Origin of the sequence: Photobacterium sp. 2_MG-2023, from assembly GCF_030547675.1 — a bacterium.
Lineage (GTDB): Bacteria > Pseudomonadota > Gammaproteobacteria > Enterobacterales > Vibrionaceae > Photobacterium > Photobacterium arenosum.
In genome coordinates this window covers 40,726-56,667 of the sequence record NZ_JAUOQQ010000008.1, presented here as the reverse complement: position 1 = coordinate 56,667, position 15,942 = coordinate 40,726, and the positions used below count along the sequence as shown (strand labels likewise).

Below are 15,942 nucleotides of genomic sequence, written 5' to 3'. Positions count from 1 at the left end.
TAATTTATCCGTTCGCATCAAGCATAGCAGAGCAAAGGGCAACGCACTTTTCAGGTACTTTAATGGCTATTTTTATCAGCACAGTGAGTACAAACAGACGTTTTATGTCAAAGCGATTGGCCGCAGTGTCAAAAATGTGACTATCCTAAAAAAAGTCCATCTGAAAATTCTGACAGGGATGATTATGGCTTTTTTACCTCGCACCACCTTTCATGTGCTGGCACTCGCTGGTGTTGTCGCTGTCACACTCACAGCCTGTGGTGAACAGTCTGTCGATGAGTACATGGCCAAAGCCGATAGCTATCTAAGCAGCAATCAAATCAATGCTGCAGTTATTGAGCTGAAAAATGCCATACAGCAACATCCTGATGCCAATCAGGCCCGGCTGATGCTGGGTAAGATTTACCTGGACCAGGGCGATTATGCCAGTGCTGAAAAAGAATTGTATAAAGCACTCAGAAGCGCCGACGAGCAGGACGCGATTGAACCACTGCTTGCCCAGGCCTATCTGGCCCAGAAAAAAACAACGGATATCATTGACCTGGCCAAACGGCCCCGCAGCCAGCAAGCTGAAGCACTGGCAGACATTTACGCGATAGAATCACTGGCTTTGTTGCTCGATAACGATCCCGATGGCGCTGAACAAGCCTTTCAGCGAGCCGAAAAAACCGGACAGATCACGCTCTACACGCGCCTTGCCAGAGCCAGCTTAGATGCCACCAGAGAACTCAATGATACTGCACTGAGCCAGGTCAGCAATATAGTACGAGTGTATCCCGCCAGCAGTGATGCCTGGCTGCTGAAAGGCCATATTGAAACCAGTATGGGTCATAACAAAGCCGCAGCAGAGAGCTATCGCAAAGCTGTAGACACCGCCCCGAAAGCCTTACAAAACACCCTGTATCTGGCACAGGCGCTGGTGAAAACAGAGCAGTACCAGGAAGCAGAAAAGTATGTCGATAATCTGCTGACGGTATTAAGCGGTCACGTACTGAGCAATGAACTGAAAGCCACCATTCTTTACGCCGAAGAGAAACAGAGTGAAGCAAAAGTCCACGCCGATTTAGCCATCCGAAACGGTTCCAGAAATCTGCCCACTTACCTGATTTCGGGTGTCGTTGCCTATAACCAGGGAAATTATGAACAGGCCAGTGAGCGATTTGAAAAAGTCGCGCCTTTTGTCTCGCAAAACCATATGATCCAACGCCTGTATGCCTCCAGCCAGCTTAAGCTGGGTGACATTGAAGGTGCCATGCAAACCATGAATCAATTCGATGCCACAGACAAAGCGAGCAGCGACTTTATCTCAGATATGAGCCTGGAACTCGCCAAAATCGGCCGTAATGATGCCGCTATGTCTCTGGCAGAAAAAGCCAATCATAACCCAACCACCAGCAAGCAGCTTCGCTTAGGATTGCTTCAGTTAGCCAGTAATGATACGACGGGGGTCGACACTCTCCAGCGCATTCTCGATACCGACCCGTCCCTCGCAGAAGCGAATTTGGGTCTTGCCTATTATTACTTAAAACAAGGCCGGGCCAACGAGGTCAAACAACTTGTCACTGCCTGGCTTGAACGCAATCCAAACGATCAGACTGCCCAGATGCTCAATGCCCTGGTGCTGCAAATTGAGAAAAAGCCCGATCAGGCGCAGGCAATCTATCAGCAGGTACTGGTAAAAGACGCCAAGAACTTACAAGCCACTTTGGGGCTTGGCCAGATTGCCGCCAGCAAAAATGATATGGACGCCGCTTTCGGTTATGCGCGCACCGCTTATTCCCATTACCCGGGAAAGAATCTGACCACCCGGACACTGTACAAATATGGTCAGCTCAGTGGGCAACTTGACCAGGCTGTATCTCTGGTTGCTTCTCAGGTCGAAGCACACCCGGATAATACCGCACTGAAATTGGATCTGGCTCGCGGTTATATGCTGCAAAAAAACCCGGACCAGGCACTCAGCCTCATGACTAGTCTGACACCCCAGCAGCAAACCGCCCAAAGCTGGCGACTGCTGGGTGATATCTATTTCAGTCAGCGCGACTACCGTCAGGCCGAACCGGCTTACACCAAATGGCTTGAGCAAGATGTACTCAGCCAGCCAGCGTATATGCGCAATATCCAGATTAAAGAATTGAACAACAAAATGAGAGATAGCCTGCAACTGGCCGAAAAGGCCGAGCAGTTATTTCAGAACACGGCGGTATTTTCGCTGATGAAAGCCGGGTTACAGCTGAAACTGGATAATGCCAGCGCCAGCCAGTCCACGTTGGATGCCCTGCCGGACAACGTAAAGACACAAGCGTACTTCATGCGATTACAAGCCCTGAATTACCTGCAGCGCAAAGACTATACCCGAGCTGTTGAATGGCAACGGCAACGCTATGCTGCCTCACCGGGGATCGCCAGCGCCAACGATGTGGCCACTGCTTATTCATTAAACCAGCAAGCTGAGGAAGCCATTGCATTTTTGCAGGGGGTCATCAAAGAATACGGTGATAAAGCCGCGCCCTTGCGCCTGACACTGGCCCAACTGCAATTTGAGCAACAACCTGAACAGGCTATCGCGCAGTACCGGCGCATTCTGGAGCAACAGCCAGATAATGTCGTGGCTTTAAATAATCTTGCCTGGCTGTATTTATCTCAGGAAAAGTATCCGCAAGCCTGCGACAGCGCTTCGAAAGCTTTAGGGTTGGCTCAGGAGCACCCACAGATTCAGGATACCTACGGTTATTGTCTGCTGAAATCAGGACAGGCCGCCAATGCACTGCCAATGCTGGAAAAAGCCTACAAGCAGGCACAGACTAACCCTGAGATCGCCCTTCATTATGCAGAAAGTCTGCTGGCAAACAATATGAAGGAAAATGCGCGAGAAGTTTTAATTGGCGTGACGACTTCCGATCCTAAGCTGCTGATGCTAAAGAGCAAACTGGAAGAACAAATCCGGCTGTAAACTCAACGCCCCGCAGTGCGGGGCGATAGGTTCACCCTATTTTCTGCCAGCGTCAAAGGACAAAAAATCATGCTTTTCTGTACCCGTCGAGTCACTCTGCTCATCGTACGAACTCTGCTCTGCCTCGGCAGCATGCTGCTTGTAACCGCGAACACACAAGCCGCATTGCCAGATGTTATTGCGAAAATTAAACCTTCAGTTGTCGGAGTCGGCACTTACAACAAACTGGCGACACCACGGGCTAATTTAATCGGGACTGGCTTTGTCGTCGGCGATGGCACACTGATTGCCACCAATAATCACGTTGTCCCCACTTCCATCGAAGTGGATACAAACACCGGCTTTGTTGTCTTTGTCGGGACAGGCACTTCACCGGATGTCCGCACCGCAACAGTCGTTGCACGTGACAGTGAGCACGATCTGGCATTACTGAAAATCACTGGCAGCCCCTTACCAAGCTTGCGTCTCTCTCCGCGGCCGGTGCGTGAAGGTGAAATATACAGCTTCACTGGCTTCCCTATAGGTGCAGTGCTCGGCCTGTACCCGGTGACACACAGAGGCATGGTATCCAGCATTACGCCGATTGCAGTACCGGCCCGTACAGCAAAAGAGCTTTCAGTTGCACGCCTCAAATACCTGAAAAACCCTTATGTTGTCTATCAGTTTGATGCCACAGCCTATCCCGGCAACAGCGGCAGTCCGGTCTACCATCAGGACACAGGTGAAGTCATCGCTGTCATCAATAAGGTCTTAGTGCAAACCAGCAAAGAAAACGCACTGAGTCAGCCGAGTGCCATCACTTATGCCATTCCCGTTCGGCACCTGAATCAGCTGTTAAGCTCACGCTATAAACCATGAGAAAACATGCTGAACCGATCTCACTGTATGTTTCATTGAAAGAGCGGCAATTACTGATATGGATATGGCTGCTATTCAGTTTGTATGCTGCTTCTATCGCAGGGCTGACCTTAATGCCAGCCGCAGAGAAAGGATCACTGGCCGACTTAGATACTTACGGCATATCCGGCCTGGATAAACTGCTTCATGTACTGACTTATATGCTTTTTGCCATGCTGGCACTTTGTGTCAGCCAGCAATACCGTTTCTACCTTACCCTGCTGATCGGACTGATGATTTTTGGCAGTCTGCTCGAAGTTTTCCAGGGCGTTCTTCATCTTGGGCGCCAGAGCTCTTTTTCCGATGCCGTGGCAAATCTTTCTGGAGTCATGCTGGGCGGATTGCTATCTTGGTACCTGGAACGGCATGCAGCCATGAAAAGCAGTAGAAAACGCTAAATGTACGCACAATCCGCGAGAGCGTGATTATTATCCGACACCGTTCCACTCACTATTCTTACAGAACAATGGAGACTTTGAATGAAGCGCGCTCTGCTCTTTTCTGCCATGATCGCAGGAGCATCCTTACTGGCAGGCTGTTCAGACAACGAAGTCGGTGACGTCAGTCTGGGCGTATTTACCACTAAAGACATCAAACTGAATGTGCTCAGTGATCCGCTGATACCAGGCGTCACCTGCCACATTGCCAGTATTGAAGCGGATCTGGATTTTTCAGATCCCAGTGATTCATCCATTTCCTGCCGGCAAACCGGTGAAATTACCCCGGAAATGATCGCCGCGATTGATAAATCGAAATCGGGTGATGTGGTTTTCAAGAAGTCGAAAAGTGTCTTTTTCAAAACCATGAAAATTCGCCGGGTGTTTGACCACGACAGCCAGACACTGATGTATCTGTCTTATTCCACCAAAGAAACATCAGGCAGCTATAAGCACAGCCTGTCTACAGTGCCACTCTGGGGAACCAAAGCGTATCAGGCACCTGTCACACCACAAGCACAGTAACTGAAATCCTTCATTCAGGTTACTGTTTACATTCAGTAACAAAAACACATGCATACTGCATCGCAGCTCTGACAATTCACAGAGCTGCTGCAGGTGTACAGCTAGTCAGTATCTCTTCCTGCTTTCTCAATGACTTAAACCGTTATTTTTGATCACTGAGTTAGATTTTTACCGCAAATTCAATACAGTAATATCTTGACGCTCCACCTAAAGCCGCATTTAATTATTTAACAAGATAATAACAACCACGGAATGGAACATTACAATGACTTTGCCTTTACAGCCAAACACATTAAGGGATTCGCTCATGACGCAAGCATTACCTCATGAACGCATGTTGAAATGGGCAGAAGAACGCCCGGATGACATTTTTCTCCGCCAGATCATCAACCGGCAGTTTACCGACTTTACCTATGCCGAGGTCGTAGATAAGGCACTACGCCTTGTCAGCGCATTACGTGCGCAAGGCCTCATGCCAGGGGACAAGCTAGGCTTGATATCGAAAAACTGCGCTGAATGGTATATCTGCGATCTGGCTATGATGCTCGGCAGTTACATCAGCGTGCCTGTCTTTCCTACGGCAGGTGCAGACACCATAGAGCACTGTCTGGCTCACAGTGAAGCCAAGCTGATTTTCATTGGTAAGCTGGATGATAACCGCGCGATCAATACCGTCTGTAACAATCTGGAAGACATCATCACTGTCAGCTTCCCGTACCCGAACACCCCAGAGTGTAAGCACTCATTCAATGAGTTAATTGACTCGCACAACCCGAGTGAAGAGCGCCCTTCCCATCAGGACAACGACGTGATGTCGCTGGTGTATACATCCGGCACATCAGGGTTACCCAAAGGGGCCATTCTCTCTTACGGTGGCTTTGCTTTTTCGGCGCAGAACCTCATTGAGCATATCGGCATCGTCGACAATGAACGTCTGTTCTCCTACCTTCCCCTGGCTCACATCACCGAGCGTGTCTATATCCTGGGCACATCAATGATGGCAGGTGTGCAGGTTGCTTTTCCTGAATCACTAGATACTTTCATTGACGATGTGAAAATGCACCGCCCGACATTATTTATTTCAGTTCCCCGCCTCTGGACTGTGTTCCAGCAACGAATTCTGGAAAAACTGCCGCAGACAAAACTGAACATTTTGCTGAAAATCCCCTTTGTGTCCGGTCTTATCAAACGCAAACTGGCTGATGGACTGGGCCTGAATGAAGCGCGCGTATTAGGCTGCGGTTCAGCACCGGTTTCACCGGCCCTGTTGCGCTGGTATGAGAGTATCGGACTCAATATCACCGAAGCCTGGGGTATGACGGAAAACTATGCCTATGGCACACTCAACCTGCCGTTTCGTAGCGACAAGATCGGCACGGTAGGCAGTGCGGGGCCGGGTGTGGACATCAAGATCGCCGAAGATGATGAAATTCTGGTGCGTAGCAAAGGCCTGTTTTCTGGTTACTACAAAAACGACATCGCAACCAAAGAAAGCTTCAATGATGAAGGCTGGCTGCATACCGGCGATCTGGGCAGTCTGGATGAAGAAGGCTTTTTGACAATTCAGGGCCGGAAAAAAGACAACTTCAAAACAGCGAAAGGTAAATTCGTTTCACCGGTTCCGATTGAAAAACGCCTCTTTGAACTTTGTGGCATTGAAATGATGTGTGTGGTGGGTTCAGGTATGCCCGCCCCCATACTGCTGGCGGTAGCGCATGCTTACCCTAATTTTGACCGGGACAGATATGCGAAAAAAGTGAGCCGGGCAATCGACACCATCAATAAAGAACTGGAATCACACGCCAAGATAAAAGGTGTTCTGATGATCAAAGAACCCTGGAGTATTGAGAACGGTATTCTGACCCCTACACTGAAAATTAAACGTCATGTGCTGGAAAAACAGTATCACGATACCGGCTGTCAGTGGCCAAAAGATCAGCTTATCCAGTGGGAAGAATAAACACCGCAACCGTCACCACGGCAACAAGTGATCGTTTGCCAGTGCAATAAAAACAACGGGCAGCTTTAAGCTGCCCGTTGTTTTGTTGAAGACAACAAAACAGTTATTCGTAATCGGCGTACGGATTTGCCGTTGGCAATGCAATGGCTTCATCAAAGGCCGACAGAGTCAGGCTGTCCTGTGTCATTGTCACCGAGGTTTCATCCATCACAGACTCACCAAAGTCATAGCGGATTTCTTCCTGTCCCTGACAAGCCTGCTGATCATGCGCCGCGGTAACACCACGCACCTTAACATTACGTGCAAGATATTCAGCGATAGCAAGCTGCCCGTATTTCTTTTGCAGCATCGCCAGGGTTTTCTGTGGCGATAGCACCAGCGCTGATGCATTGTTGCCACCAAAGCCTTTGGCATTAATGATCACGCCCTGCATATCATCACCCGCTGTGCCGGCAAAGTAATGATCCATCAAAATATTCAGATTGGACTGATGCACATCATCGGCAATATGATCAATCGTTTTAATCCCCGGAATCCAGCCGTACTGCCAGACCCCCAGAGAAGCCATCAGCTGATCGCCGGCTGCCGCACTCATAGAATGACCAACATAAGATTTAATCGCCGTCACCGGCCAGTTTTCAATGCCAAAGGTCTTTGCCACCTCGTTGAGTATGTGGCTTTCCGTAACTCGGTTTTGCGGTGTGCCCGTACCATGGGCCTGGACAAAGGTTTTCTTCACACCGTCCGGGCCAAGAATGGCCTGCGCCAGTGCCGCAGCCTTCGCAACAGTGACATAGTTGCCTACCCCCGGTGCCGAGATAGATTTCTTATTGCCGTCAGCATTGATAAATACATCGGCAGCAGAACCATAGATATTTGCCCCCAGCTTCAAGGCCAGCTCTTCTTCCATCAGCACGACAAACTGGGCTGATTCTGCCATGGTAAATCCGGCATTATCAGAAAACGGACGACATGCACGGCGGTTATCTACGGTGTCACTGTCATCCAGCGCGCAGATTTGTGCATCTTCAGCTAACGCACCCATCACACGAAAACCTTCCATGATTTCAGAGACCACAGGCGCTTCAGCGTTTCCGACAATCGCCACTTTGGCCGCACCACTTTGAATGTCTTGCATGCCTTGACGCAAATTGTACAGGAAGGTTGCACAGGCCCCCATGTTGGTGCCCGTTGTCCCTACGCTGTTAATCACATAGCCGTTGATGAAATCGGCCGGCATTTCAGCCAGCGATAAAGCCATCATTTTCGAGCTGACCCGGCCGCCGGTAAGCGGTGCGGCAACCATACCGGCTATGGATTGATCATCAATCTGCGCCAGCGCACTACCGGCATACACGGCAACCTCGTCAGGGCGGATATGGGTCAGTATTTCCGACCAGTCAACACCCAGGGAATTGAGCGCATCTGAGGCGCCATAAATGGTCAGTTGCAGTCCGCGCGGATGAAACCGTGAGTTATATAACTTACCCGGTTCAAAGCCACGGGGAATGTTGCCGCCACTGCTGACAGGAAAAGTGACATAATCAGCCAGCAGTGCATCCAGCTCACCGGTTACTGTGATATGGACTTTGCTGCCCTCTTCTTCCAGGCGCCAGTTCTCCGGCACATGCGCAGGCAGCTTTGATTTACGCAATGTGAAACAGATCTGTTCATTACCGCCTGAAATCGCTGTTTTATATTGCTGCAGTACGCGATCAGGATCGAAGGTTTCAATACGGCGGATTAAGGTGCCGTCCTTGATCGCCTCAATCACAGTGTCAGTGACGTCACCGTCTGCCAGGCCCATTCGGTGCGCCAGATCTTGCCAGGTTGAATGCATATCGCTGGCCGGCAGCATGTCTGCCAGCATACGTTTATAGCTGTGAAAACCTGAACTACGACCTGCGGCATTGATACCGCCCATTCCGACAATCAGAGGTAATTTCATTGTATGCTTCTTGCTTCATGATTTATTTGTCTATCAGATTACCAAGTTCCACTGGTATTTCACCTGGCTTTTACGCCATAATTACTGACATAAACGCCAAACCAGATCAAGAAGACGAATTTGTGTCGGCATGAGTAACCAGCTTCAGCTCAGGTTCAGAAAAAATCACCCCGTTTCTGTCTCCATTACGTTTAAAACAGAGTGCTGACTATGAAGATTGCCTTTGTCCTTTATCCGCGTGCGTTAATCACAGGTATTTCTCTTGCTGCAGAGATGCTGAGCAGTGCTGCCAGCCTGAGGCCAAAACAGGATCAGAGGTCAAAACCCGTTTCAATTTCGGTTGTTGCAGAGAGTCTTTCACCGCCAGCGGTCAAATCCGGCCTGCGGTTACAACCGGATCTGACCCTGAAAGAATCAGGACAATTCGATTTTGTGATTTTGCCGCCCATCTGGGGCAACCCGATCTCCGCGCTGAAGCAATGCCCGGAACTGGTGTCATGGCTGACTCACCAATATCAGCAGGGCGCCAAAATTATCGCCACAGGTACAGGCGTCTGCTGGCTGGCCGAAACCGGACTGCTCGATCAGCAAGTAGCAACCACGCATTGGTACTATTACGATAAGTTTGCCGCACGCTACCCGGCAGTTGTTCTGAACCGCCAGGCGTCCATTACTGTTGCGAATGGTTTGTACTGTACCGTCAGTATCAACTCGCAATCAGAGCTGATCCTGTACCTGATACGTGAGCATTTTGGCCAAAGCGTGGCGAAAACAGTCGAAACGCATTTCGGGCATGAAATTTCTCAGTCTGATCAGCAACCCTTCTATCAGATAGGCGGAGAAGTTCAGTTTGATGAGTCCATCGCATTGGCGCAGGACTGGCTCAAACGCAACTTATCCCGCCCCATCACAGCAAAAGACGTTGCAGAACAGTGCGGCTTGCCATTACGGACTTTTCAACGCCGGTTCAAAACCCAGGTCGGCCAGACTCCGCATGAATATTTGCAGTCTTTGCGTATGGAAGCGGCACAAATCCTGTTGCGGGACTTTGGGTTATCTGTTCAGGATGTCGCAGAACAGGTCGGTTACCGTGACGCCCATCATTTCAGTACCCGTTTCCAGCAACAGTTTACGCTGAGCCCGTCTCAGTACCGCCATATGGTCAAAGCGAAGATATACCAAGCCTGAATTACTCACTTATGAGATTCCGCATCACTTAATTGCCGGATCAATGGTTTAGCCCGCATCCCGGTCACACTGATAGTCACCCAGTCGCTATGCTATTAGTAACGAACAATTCAATAAGATCTCGAGTTGAACTGGGTAATGCCTGTCTCGATGAACTGGAAAATCAAGTGATGTATGGTCGTATCCAATTGTTTTTCATACTGTTCATAGCGTACTCTGCTGCCAGTGCTCCACCAAAACCTCTGCCGACCAGCACCACAAAACTGGATAGCCGTTCCTGCCGGCTAGACCTTTACCATCTGGCCAAGAATCAGTACAACAATATTGAACCTGATTTTCAGATTGCGCTCGTCGCGGATAATGGCTTTAACCGGCGGTATGTCGCCCTGAAAGCTGATATCTCTTATCCGCTTGGCTTCGAAAACTTCAGTTATTTTCGTACCGGTCAGCCAGTTGAGATTTTTACCGCAGACTGGAAAAAGTATTACGGCAATCTGAACCTGTCAGACTCTTCCCGCAGTTACAGTATTTCCCATTTGGTCAGATTAGGCAGCACTAGCCCGCGACAAGCTTTTGACCTATTAGTCAGGCTAATCGCAGAAGATGAAGGTCGCTTTGAGTTTCGTAGTGCCAACAAGCACTATCGATTCTATCTGGAGGAAGGGCATCTGGATGATTTTCTTGATTGCCTGAGAAACCAAGTCACAAAATAAGCAGAAAAGCCGCAAGGTGTCGTCTCAGCAGTTAAAACCACAACCACTGAAATAGCGAACGCCAGCACTGTGTGCTGGCGTTCGATGTCTGGCATGTGTGAAACTTATCGGCTTTGAACCGGCTCGTACTCACCTTCAATAACGCGCCCTTTTGGCGACGTATTATCAGCTTGCGCCGCGTTGAAAGTGGCAAATTCTTTCGCTAGCTTGCGCTTGAGGAATGGCTGAGCAATAAATGCAATCAATGCCATCGTCAGTCCCATGACTGCCGCAAAGGTCAGCGCAAAGAAACCTAGAACCAGTGCGATCACACCAGTAAGGATATTTTTCATCTGTCACCTCATTATCAGGTACAGGAAACAGGACAATACCTGCATCCGAACACTCAGCCTCGCACAACAAAGTTGAATGCAGCTTGAACAGACTATGAGTTGTTAGCATTTTTTCGCTTACCACGAACACGAGAAGCCGCTTCAGATATACATGCCTGCATTACCTGTTTTCAGCCATTAGTCTTCGAGATCATTCACTTTTCTTATGCTCCATAAAAATTCTGCTGGACATGAAAACCTTTCTCATGCTGCAATATTGTTATGTTATAACAAAACAATTTGAAGGAACATGAAAAAAATCTTATTGCTCACCTTAGTGGTGGCGGCTGGCATCCTCATATTTTGGAAACCATCTTCGCCGGCCCACCAGACTCTGGCCATTTCCGGCCCGTTTGAATTTAACAGCCAGGATATGTCGAAAGACGGATATCTGTTTTCCCGCCTGCAAGTGGTGGAATCACTTGTCGGCATCAATGGACAGGCAGAACTCTATCCGCTGCTGGCAGACAGCTGGCAGCAAAGTGCAGACGGCCTGAACTGGATATTCAGCATCCGACCTGAAGTCAAATTCCACAATGGCGGCCTGCTGACGGCCGAAGCTGCAGCTCAGTCACTCAATCAGGCGCTTCGTAAGCCGGGTGTTATTCGCCAGGTGCCTATACAGTCGATTCAGGCCAGAGATAACCAGGTGATAATCACGCTGGACCGCCCATTCCGCGCTCTGCCTTCTGTTCTGGCGCACTACTCTACCGCTATCGTGATCCCCGGTTCTTTCAGCGATAGCGGTAAGATAGTGGCACTTCAGGGCACAGGTCCGTATCAAATCGAAGAGCTGCAGCCGCCACACAAAGCTAAGGCCAGCCGCTTTTCCGACTACTGGGGCCAAAAAGCACACATTGAAACCGTTGAGTATTTGGCAGGCCACCGCCCTGAAAGCCGGGCATTATTGGCGCAAAGTGGTCAGATGGATCTGGTTTACACGCTGGACCCTATCAGTATTGAGAGTCTGAAAGCCGCCAACAATCTGCAGCTGCATGTGGAGTCCATGCCGCGTACTGTGCTGGTAAAACTCAACAATGCACATCCGTTTCTCAACCACAAATCGGTGCGTCAGGCATTGAGTCTGGCGCTGGACCGGGAAGGGATTGCGCAATCGGTGCTGCGTTTACCGGGCTCGGAAGCCTATCAGCTATTTTCTCCGGCATTAGGGGCCTGGCATATCGATCAGCAAGCCACGGCTAAGCGCAACCTTGAACGGGCCAGAGACCTGCTCGCGGAACAAGGCTGGCATGCCAACGATCAAGGTCTGCTGGAAAGAGACGGCAAGGTTTTCCGTATTCAGCTTGTCACATACTCCGACCGCCCGGAACTGCCATTGATCAGTACCGCGCTCCAGGCACAATGGCGTGAGCTGGGTATTGATGTTCAGATTTCTATTGATAACTCCAGCGCGATCCCGGCCAAGCATAATGATAACAGTCTGGAAATGGCATTGATCGCACGTAACTTCGGTACCCTGGCAGACCCATTGCCTCTGCTGATGAATGACTTCGCCACTGAAAAAGGCTCAGACTGGGGACCGATGCACTGGTCTTCGCCAACCTTCAGTCACCTGCTTGCGCAGCTGGCTGCTGAGCCAGATTCAGTTAAATATCGCCAGCTGGCCCGGCAGGCTGCCGGCTTACTGGCCGATGAAATGCCGCTGATTCCGGTAACCTATTACCGTCAGATTGTTGCGGTAAACGACAAGATCAGTGACTTCTCATTCGACCCGTTTGAAATCAATTACCGGGTGTCGGAGATGCAGTTCAATGATTAAGATTCTGTTTTCTCGTGTCTGCCAGGCACTGTTTGTCGCCTGGTCTGTCGGCACACTGACCTTTGTGCTTATGCGTCTGATTCCGGGTGACATCGCTTATCGTATTGCAGCAGGACGCTATGGCTACGACTACGTCGATGCCGAAGCAGCACAAGCCGTTCAGACTGAGCTGGGGCTGGATCGCTCCGGCATTGAGTTATATTTCAACTGGCTGTGGGATCTGCTGCACTTTAACCTGGGTAACTCTCTGGTTAGCGGCGAACCTGTGGTACAGGCGCTGTCTCATCAGTTAGGTCACTCATTACTGCTGGCGGCAGCAGCCACTGGTTTGTCGCTGCTCATTGCGATTCCGGTCGGTCTGTATTGCGGGCGCCGCGTCAATCAGTGGAGCGACCATGTTGCACTGTTCAGCGCCATTATCATTAAAGCCCAGCCGGTATTTCTGATTGGCCTGCTGCTCGTTCTGGTATTCGCCTTACATTTCAACCTGTTCCCTGTGGCTGGTTTCGGCAGTCCGGAATATCTGGTGTTGCCCGCACTTGCACTGGCACTCAGTATGGCGGCCATGTCGAGCCGCATGATCCGCAACTCAACACATCAGGTGCTGAACGCTCCCTACTTTCAGTTTGCCAGACTGAAAGGGCTGAGCCACGAACAGGCTTTTACCCGCCACGGTCAGCTGAATATTGCGCTGCCTGTAATGGCTTTCGTTGGCATTCAGGCTGTCAGCCTGGTGGAAGGTATTGTGATGATTGAATCGCTGTTCTCCTGGCCCGGTATCGGCCATGCTTTATCTCACGCGATTTTTCGTCGCGATATTCCTGTGATCCAGGGTGCCGCCCTGCTGATGGGCCTGCTGTTTGTTGCCATCAATACACTGGTAGATATCTCACAGTACCTGCTTGATCCGCGCCAGCGGCTGGCTAAGCAGCAGGTGATGGCATGACAGTATTCACATCGCTATCCCGCAGTCAGTGGCTGGGTCTCTCTGTACTTGCCGCACTGATACTGTTCACCGCAATCGAAACACTGGTTTTCCGTGGCGATCCGGCGCAGCAATCGCTGTCTCAGGTTTTTGCTGCGCCGAGCTGGCAGGAACCGCTGGGCCGCGACCATTACGGGCGCAGTAACTTTGCCCGCCTTGGCAGCGCCATCACAACATCTTTGCTGATGGCACTGGTAAGTGTGGCGACTTCTGCGGCGCTCGGCCTGCTGACTGGCATCATCGCAGCATGGAAAGGCGGCTGGTGGGATAAAACCCTGTCCTGGCTGGTGAACATCTTGCTGTCGTTGCCGGGTTTGATTCTGGTGCTGCTGTTTGGCGCTATGGTGCCGGGCTCCTTTATGATCCTGTATCTGGCGATTTCACTGATGCTTTGGGTTGAATATTTCCGGGTCGTTCGCAGCCGTACACTGGTGCTGCTGCGCTCTGCGGAGATCGAAGCATCCCGCCTTTATGGTTTCGGCGTGTGGTACCAGTTCAAGCGCCATCTCTGGCCAGAGCTGAAAACAGATCTGTTCACTCTGGGTTGTTTTGGCGCCGGCAATGCCATTCTGGCACTGGCCTCCATCGGTTTTCTCTATGTCGGACTCAAGCCGCCCGAAGCCGAGCTGGGCCTGATGATGGTGGAATTGTTCCGCTATTACCAGCAGGCCCCCTGGGTGCTGATGCAGCCCATCGCGGTGGTCTTTTTATTGGTGATGAGTTTCCACCTGCTGGCACAAGGTAAGCAGTCATGAGCATACTATTAAATGTCGAACACCTCTCGGTACAGGCACAGCAGCAAATGCTGGTCAATCCGCTTTCCTTCGCATTGCGACAAGGTGAAGCCGTCACTATCCTCGGTGAAACCGGCTCAGGAAAAAGCCTGTTAGCCAATGCCATTATCGGCACCCTGCCCGGCACACTGTCGATGCAAGGGCGTATCAGTCTGTTCGGACAGGCCCAGCAGAATTTGAGTCTGTCCGAGCGGCAGAAGCTTTGGGGAAAAAAACTCTCGGTACTGCCGCAAGAGCCCTGGTATGCACTGAGCCCGCTGATGGCCGTGGGTGAACAGGTCCGTGAAGTGCATGAGATAGTCAATAATGACCCAGCGCAGGCACAATCACAGACCGAGCGCGCGTTCACCAGCGTGGAGCTGGATCAGGACATGGCGAAGTACCCGCACCAGCTCTCCGGGGGCATGGCGCAACGGGTGGCGTACCTGTGTGCAACGCAGGCAGGCGGTGAGCTGCTGATCGCCGATGAGCCAACCAAAGGGCTGGATGCCAGCCGCAAAGATCAGATCATCGGGCAACTCGTCAGCCACAAACAACGAGGCGCCGTTCTGACCATTACCCACGATATTGAAGTCGCCCAGCGCTTAGGTGGGGAAATCATAGTGATGAGAAAAGGTGTGATTCAGGAGCGCGGTCCGGCAGAACGCCTCCTGCAGCAGCCGGAATCGGCGTACGCCAAAGCATTGATTGCCGCCGATCCCCGTTTCTGGCCGCAGGCAAGACTGCCGGACACAGACCAACCGCTGATAGAAGCCGAATCGCTTACCATGCAATTTGGTGATAAAACCCTGTTCCGCGATCTGAGTTTTACCCTGGCAGAAGGTGAGATTCTCGGCATCAGCGGCGACAGTGGTTGTGGTAAATCAACACTCGCGGATCTGATACTGGGTTTACAGAGCCCCTCGACGGGGCGCATTATCAATAAACAGCAGCTCAGAACAGGTGATGCACTGAAATTGTATCAGGATCCCCCCAGCGCGCTTGCCAAAAGCGCCACGCTGCAAACTCTGCTCAATGATTTGTGCCTTCACCATCAATTGGATACCCGCAATATTCAGCCGCTGATGCAGCGACTGGCACTTTCAGACGATCTGCTGAGCCGTAAAGCAACTCAGGTCTCTGGTGGTGAACTGCAGCGCTTTGCCATTCTGCGGGCATTGCTGATGAAACCTAAGCTACTGATCGCCGATGAGCCGACATCGCGTCTCGACCCTATTACGGCGGCCAGTACGCTCCAGCTGATTGTGGAACTGACTCAGGAGGTGGGTTGTGCTTTAGTGCTTATCAGCCATGACAAAATAGCGCTGGAGAAAACCTGTCACAAGATCATTGCGTTGTAGAAATAAACCGACTCGGGAAGATTGAGACAGGTGTTGAAATCTGGCAATGAC

The 15,942-nt window shown here is 50.8% G+C and carries 13 protein-coding genes; 11 read left to right on the top strand and 2 right to left on the bottom strand.

All coding sequences use genetic code 11. The features are described 5' to 3' along the window. The first annotated feature begins 184 nt into the window (after positions 1-184). The 5 genes from prsT (at position 185) to Q4491_RS08545 (ending at position 6,772) form a co-directional block, all read left to right on the top strand. Positions 185-2,953 (top strand): XrtA/PEP-CTERM system TPR-repeat protein PrsT, encoded by a 2,769-nt coding sequence (gene prsT / locus Q4491_RS08565; protein WP_303456476.1) that lies wholly within the window; start codon positions 185-187, stop codon positions 2,951-2,953. A 69-nt stretch (positions 2,954-3,022) separates the two neighbouring features. Beyond that, positions 3,023-3,811: a serine protease gene (locus Q4491_RS08560; RefSeq protein WP_303456473.1), complete on the top strand. Its 789-nt coding sequence runs from the start codon at positions 3,023-3,025 to the stop codon at positions 3,809-3,811. Beyond that, a complete protein-coding gene (locus Q4491_RS08555) occupies positions 3,808-4,248 on the top strand; it encodes a hypothetical protein (RefSeq protein WP_192016853.1) in 441 nt (146 codons plus the stop codon). Before Q4491_RS08560 ends, Q4491_RS08555 begins: the two co-directional genes overlap by 4 nt. An 81-nt stretch (positions 4,249-4,329) precedes the next feature. Next, positions 4,330-4,812 carry a CreA family protein gene (locus Q4491_RS08550; protein ID WP_120512930.1) on the top strand — a complete coding sequence of 161 codons (483 nt, stop codon included), beginning with the start codon at positions 4,330-4,332 and terminating at the stop codon, positions 4,810-4,812. A 307-nt stretch (positions 4,813-5,119) separates the two neighbouring features. Continuing rightward, on the top strand, positions 5,120-6,772 hold the full coding sequence (locus tag Q4491_RS08545) for an AMP-binding protein (protein WP_303456469.1): 1,653 nt from the start codon (positions 5,120-5,122) through the stop codon (positions 6,770-6,772). A gap of 103 nt (positions 6,773-6,875) precedes the next feature. Here the strand turns inward: Q4491_RS08545 and Q4491_RS08540 are convergent, their stop codons facing one another. Further along, positions 6,876-8,720: a beta-ketoacyl synthase gene (locus Q4491_RS08540; RefSeq protein ID WP_303456464.1), complete on the bottom strand. Its 1,845-nt coding sequence runs from the start codon at positions 8,718-8,720 to the stop codon at positions 6,876-6,878. 210 nt (positions 8,721-8,930) lie between these two features. On the opposite strand from Q4491_RS08540, the gene Q4491_RS08535 reads away from it, so the two are divergent. Together Q4491_RS08535 and Q4491_RS08530 are read left to right on the top strand one after the other, a co-directional pair. Beyond that, a complete protein-coding gene (locus Q4491_RS08535) occupies positions 8,931-9,908 on the top strand; it encodes a GlxA family transcriptional regulator (protein ID WP_192016850.1) in 978 nt (325 codons plus the stop codon). Positions 9,909-10,078: 170 nt separating this feature from the next. After that, positions 10,079-10,621, top strand: coding sequence for a hypothetical protein (locus tag Q4491_RS08530; RefSeq protein WP_303456461.1), 543 nt, complete (start codon positions 10,079-10,081; stop codon positions 10,619-10,621). 104 nt (positions 10,622-10,725) lie between these two features. Here Q4491_RS08530 and Q4491_RS08525 read toward each other — a convergent pair whose 3' ends face one another. Then, complete coding sequence (locus tag Q4491_RS08525; RefSeq protein ID WP_303456458.1) at positions 10,726-10,953, bottom strand: hypothetical protein; 228 nt, start codon at positions 10,951-10,953, stop codon at positions 10,726-10,728. A 289-nt stretch (positions 10,954-11,242) separates the two neighbouring features. On the opposite strand from Q4491_RS08525, the gene Q4491_RS08520 reads away from it, so the two are divergent. The 4 genes from Q4491_RS08520 to Q4491_RS08505 are packed head-to-tail and all read left to right on the top strand — an operon-like array spanning position 11,243 to position 15,891. Continuing rightward, the gene (locus tag Q4491_RS08520; RefSeq protein WP_303456454.1) at positions 11,243-12,772 is read left to right on the top strand and encodes an ABC transporter substrate-binding protein; all 1,530 of its coding nucleotides are present in this window, start codon (positions 11,243-11,245) and stop codon (positions 12,770-12,772) included. Then, on the top strand, positions 12,765-13,718 hold the full coding sequence (locus Q4491_RS08515) for an ABC transporter permease (protein WP_192016846.1): 954 nt from the start codon (positions 12,765-12,767) through the stop codon (positions 13,716-13,718). The genes Q4491_RS08520 and Q4491_RS08515 overlap by 8 nt, the downstream gene beginning before the upstream one ends. After that, positions 13,715-14,512, top strand: coding sequence for an ABC transporter permease (locus Q4491_RS08510; RefSeq protein WP_192016845.1), 798 nt, complete (start codon positions 13,715-13,717; stop codon positions 14,510-14,512). Before Q4491_RS08515 ends, Q4491_RS08510 begins: the two co-directional genes overlap by 4 nt. Next, on the top strand, positions 14,509-15,891 hold the full coding sequence (locus Q4491_RS08505; protein ID WP_303456449.1) for an ABC transporter ATP-binding protein: 1,383 nt from the start codon (positions 14,509-14,511) through the stop codon (positions 15,889-15,891). The genes Q4491_RS08510 and Q4491_RS08505 overlap by 4 nt, the downstream gene beginning before the upstream one ends. Positions 15,892-15,942: the final 51 nt, after the last annotated feature.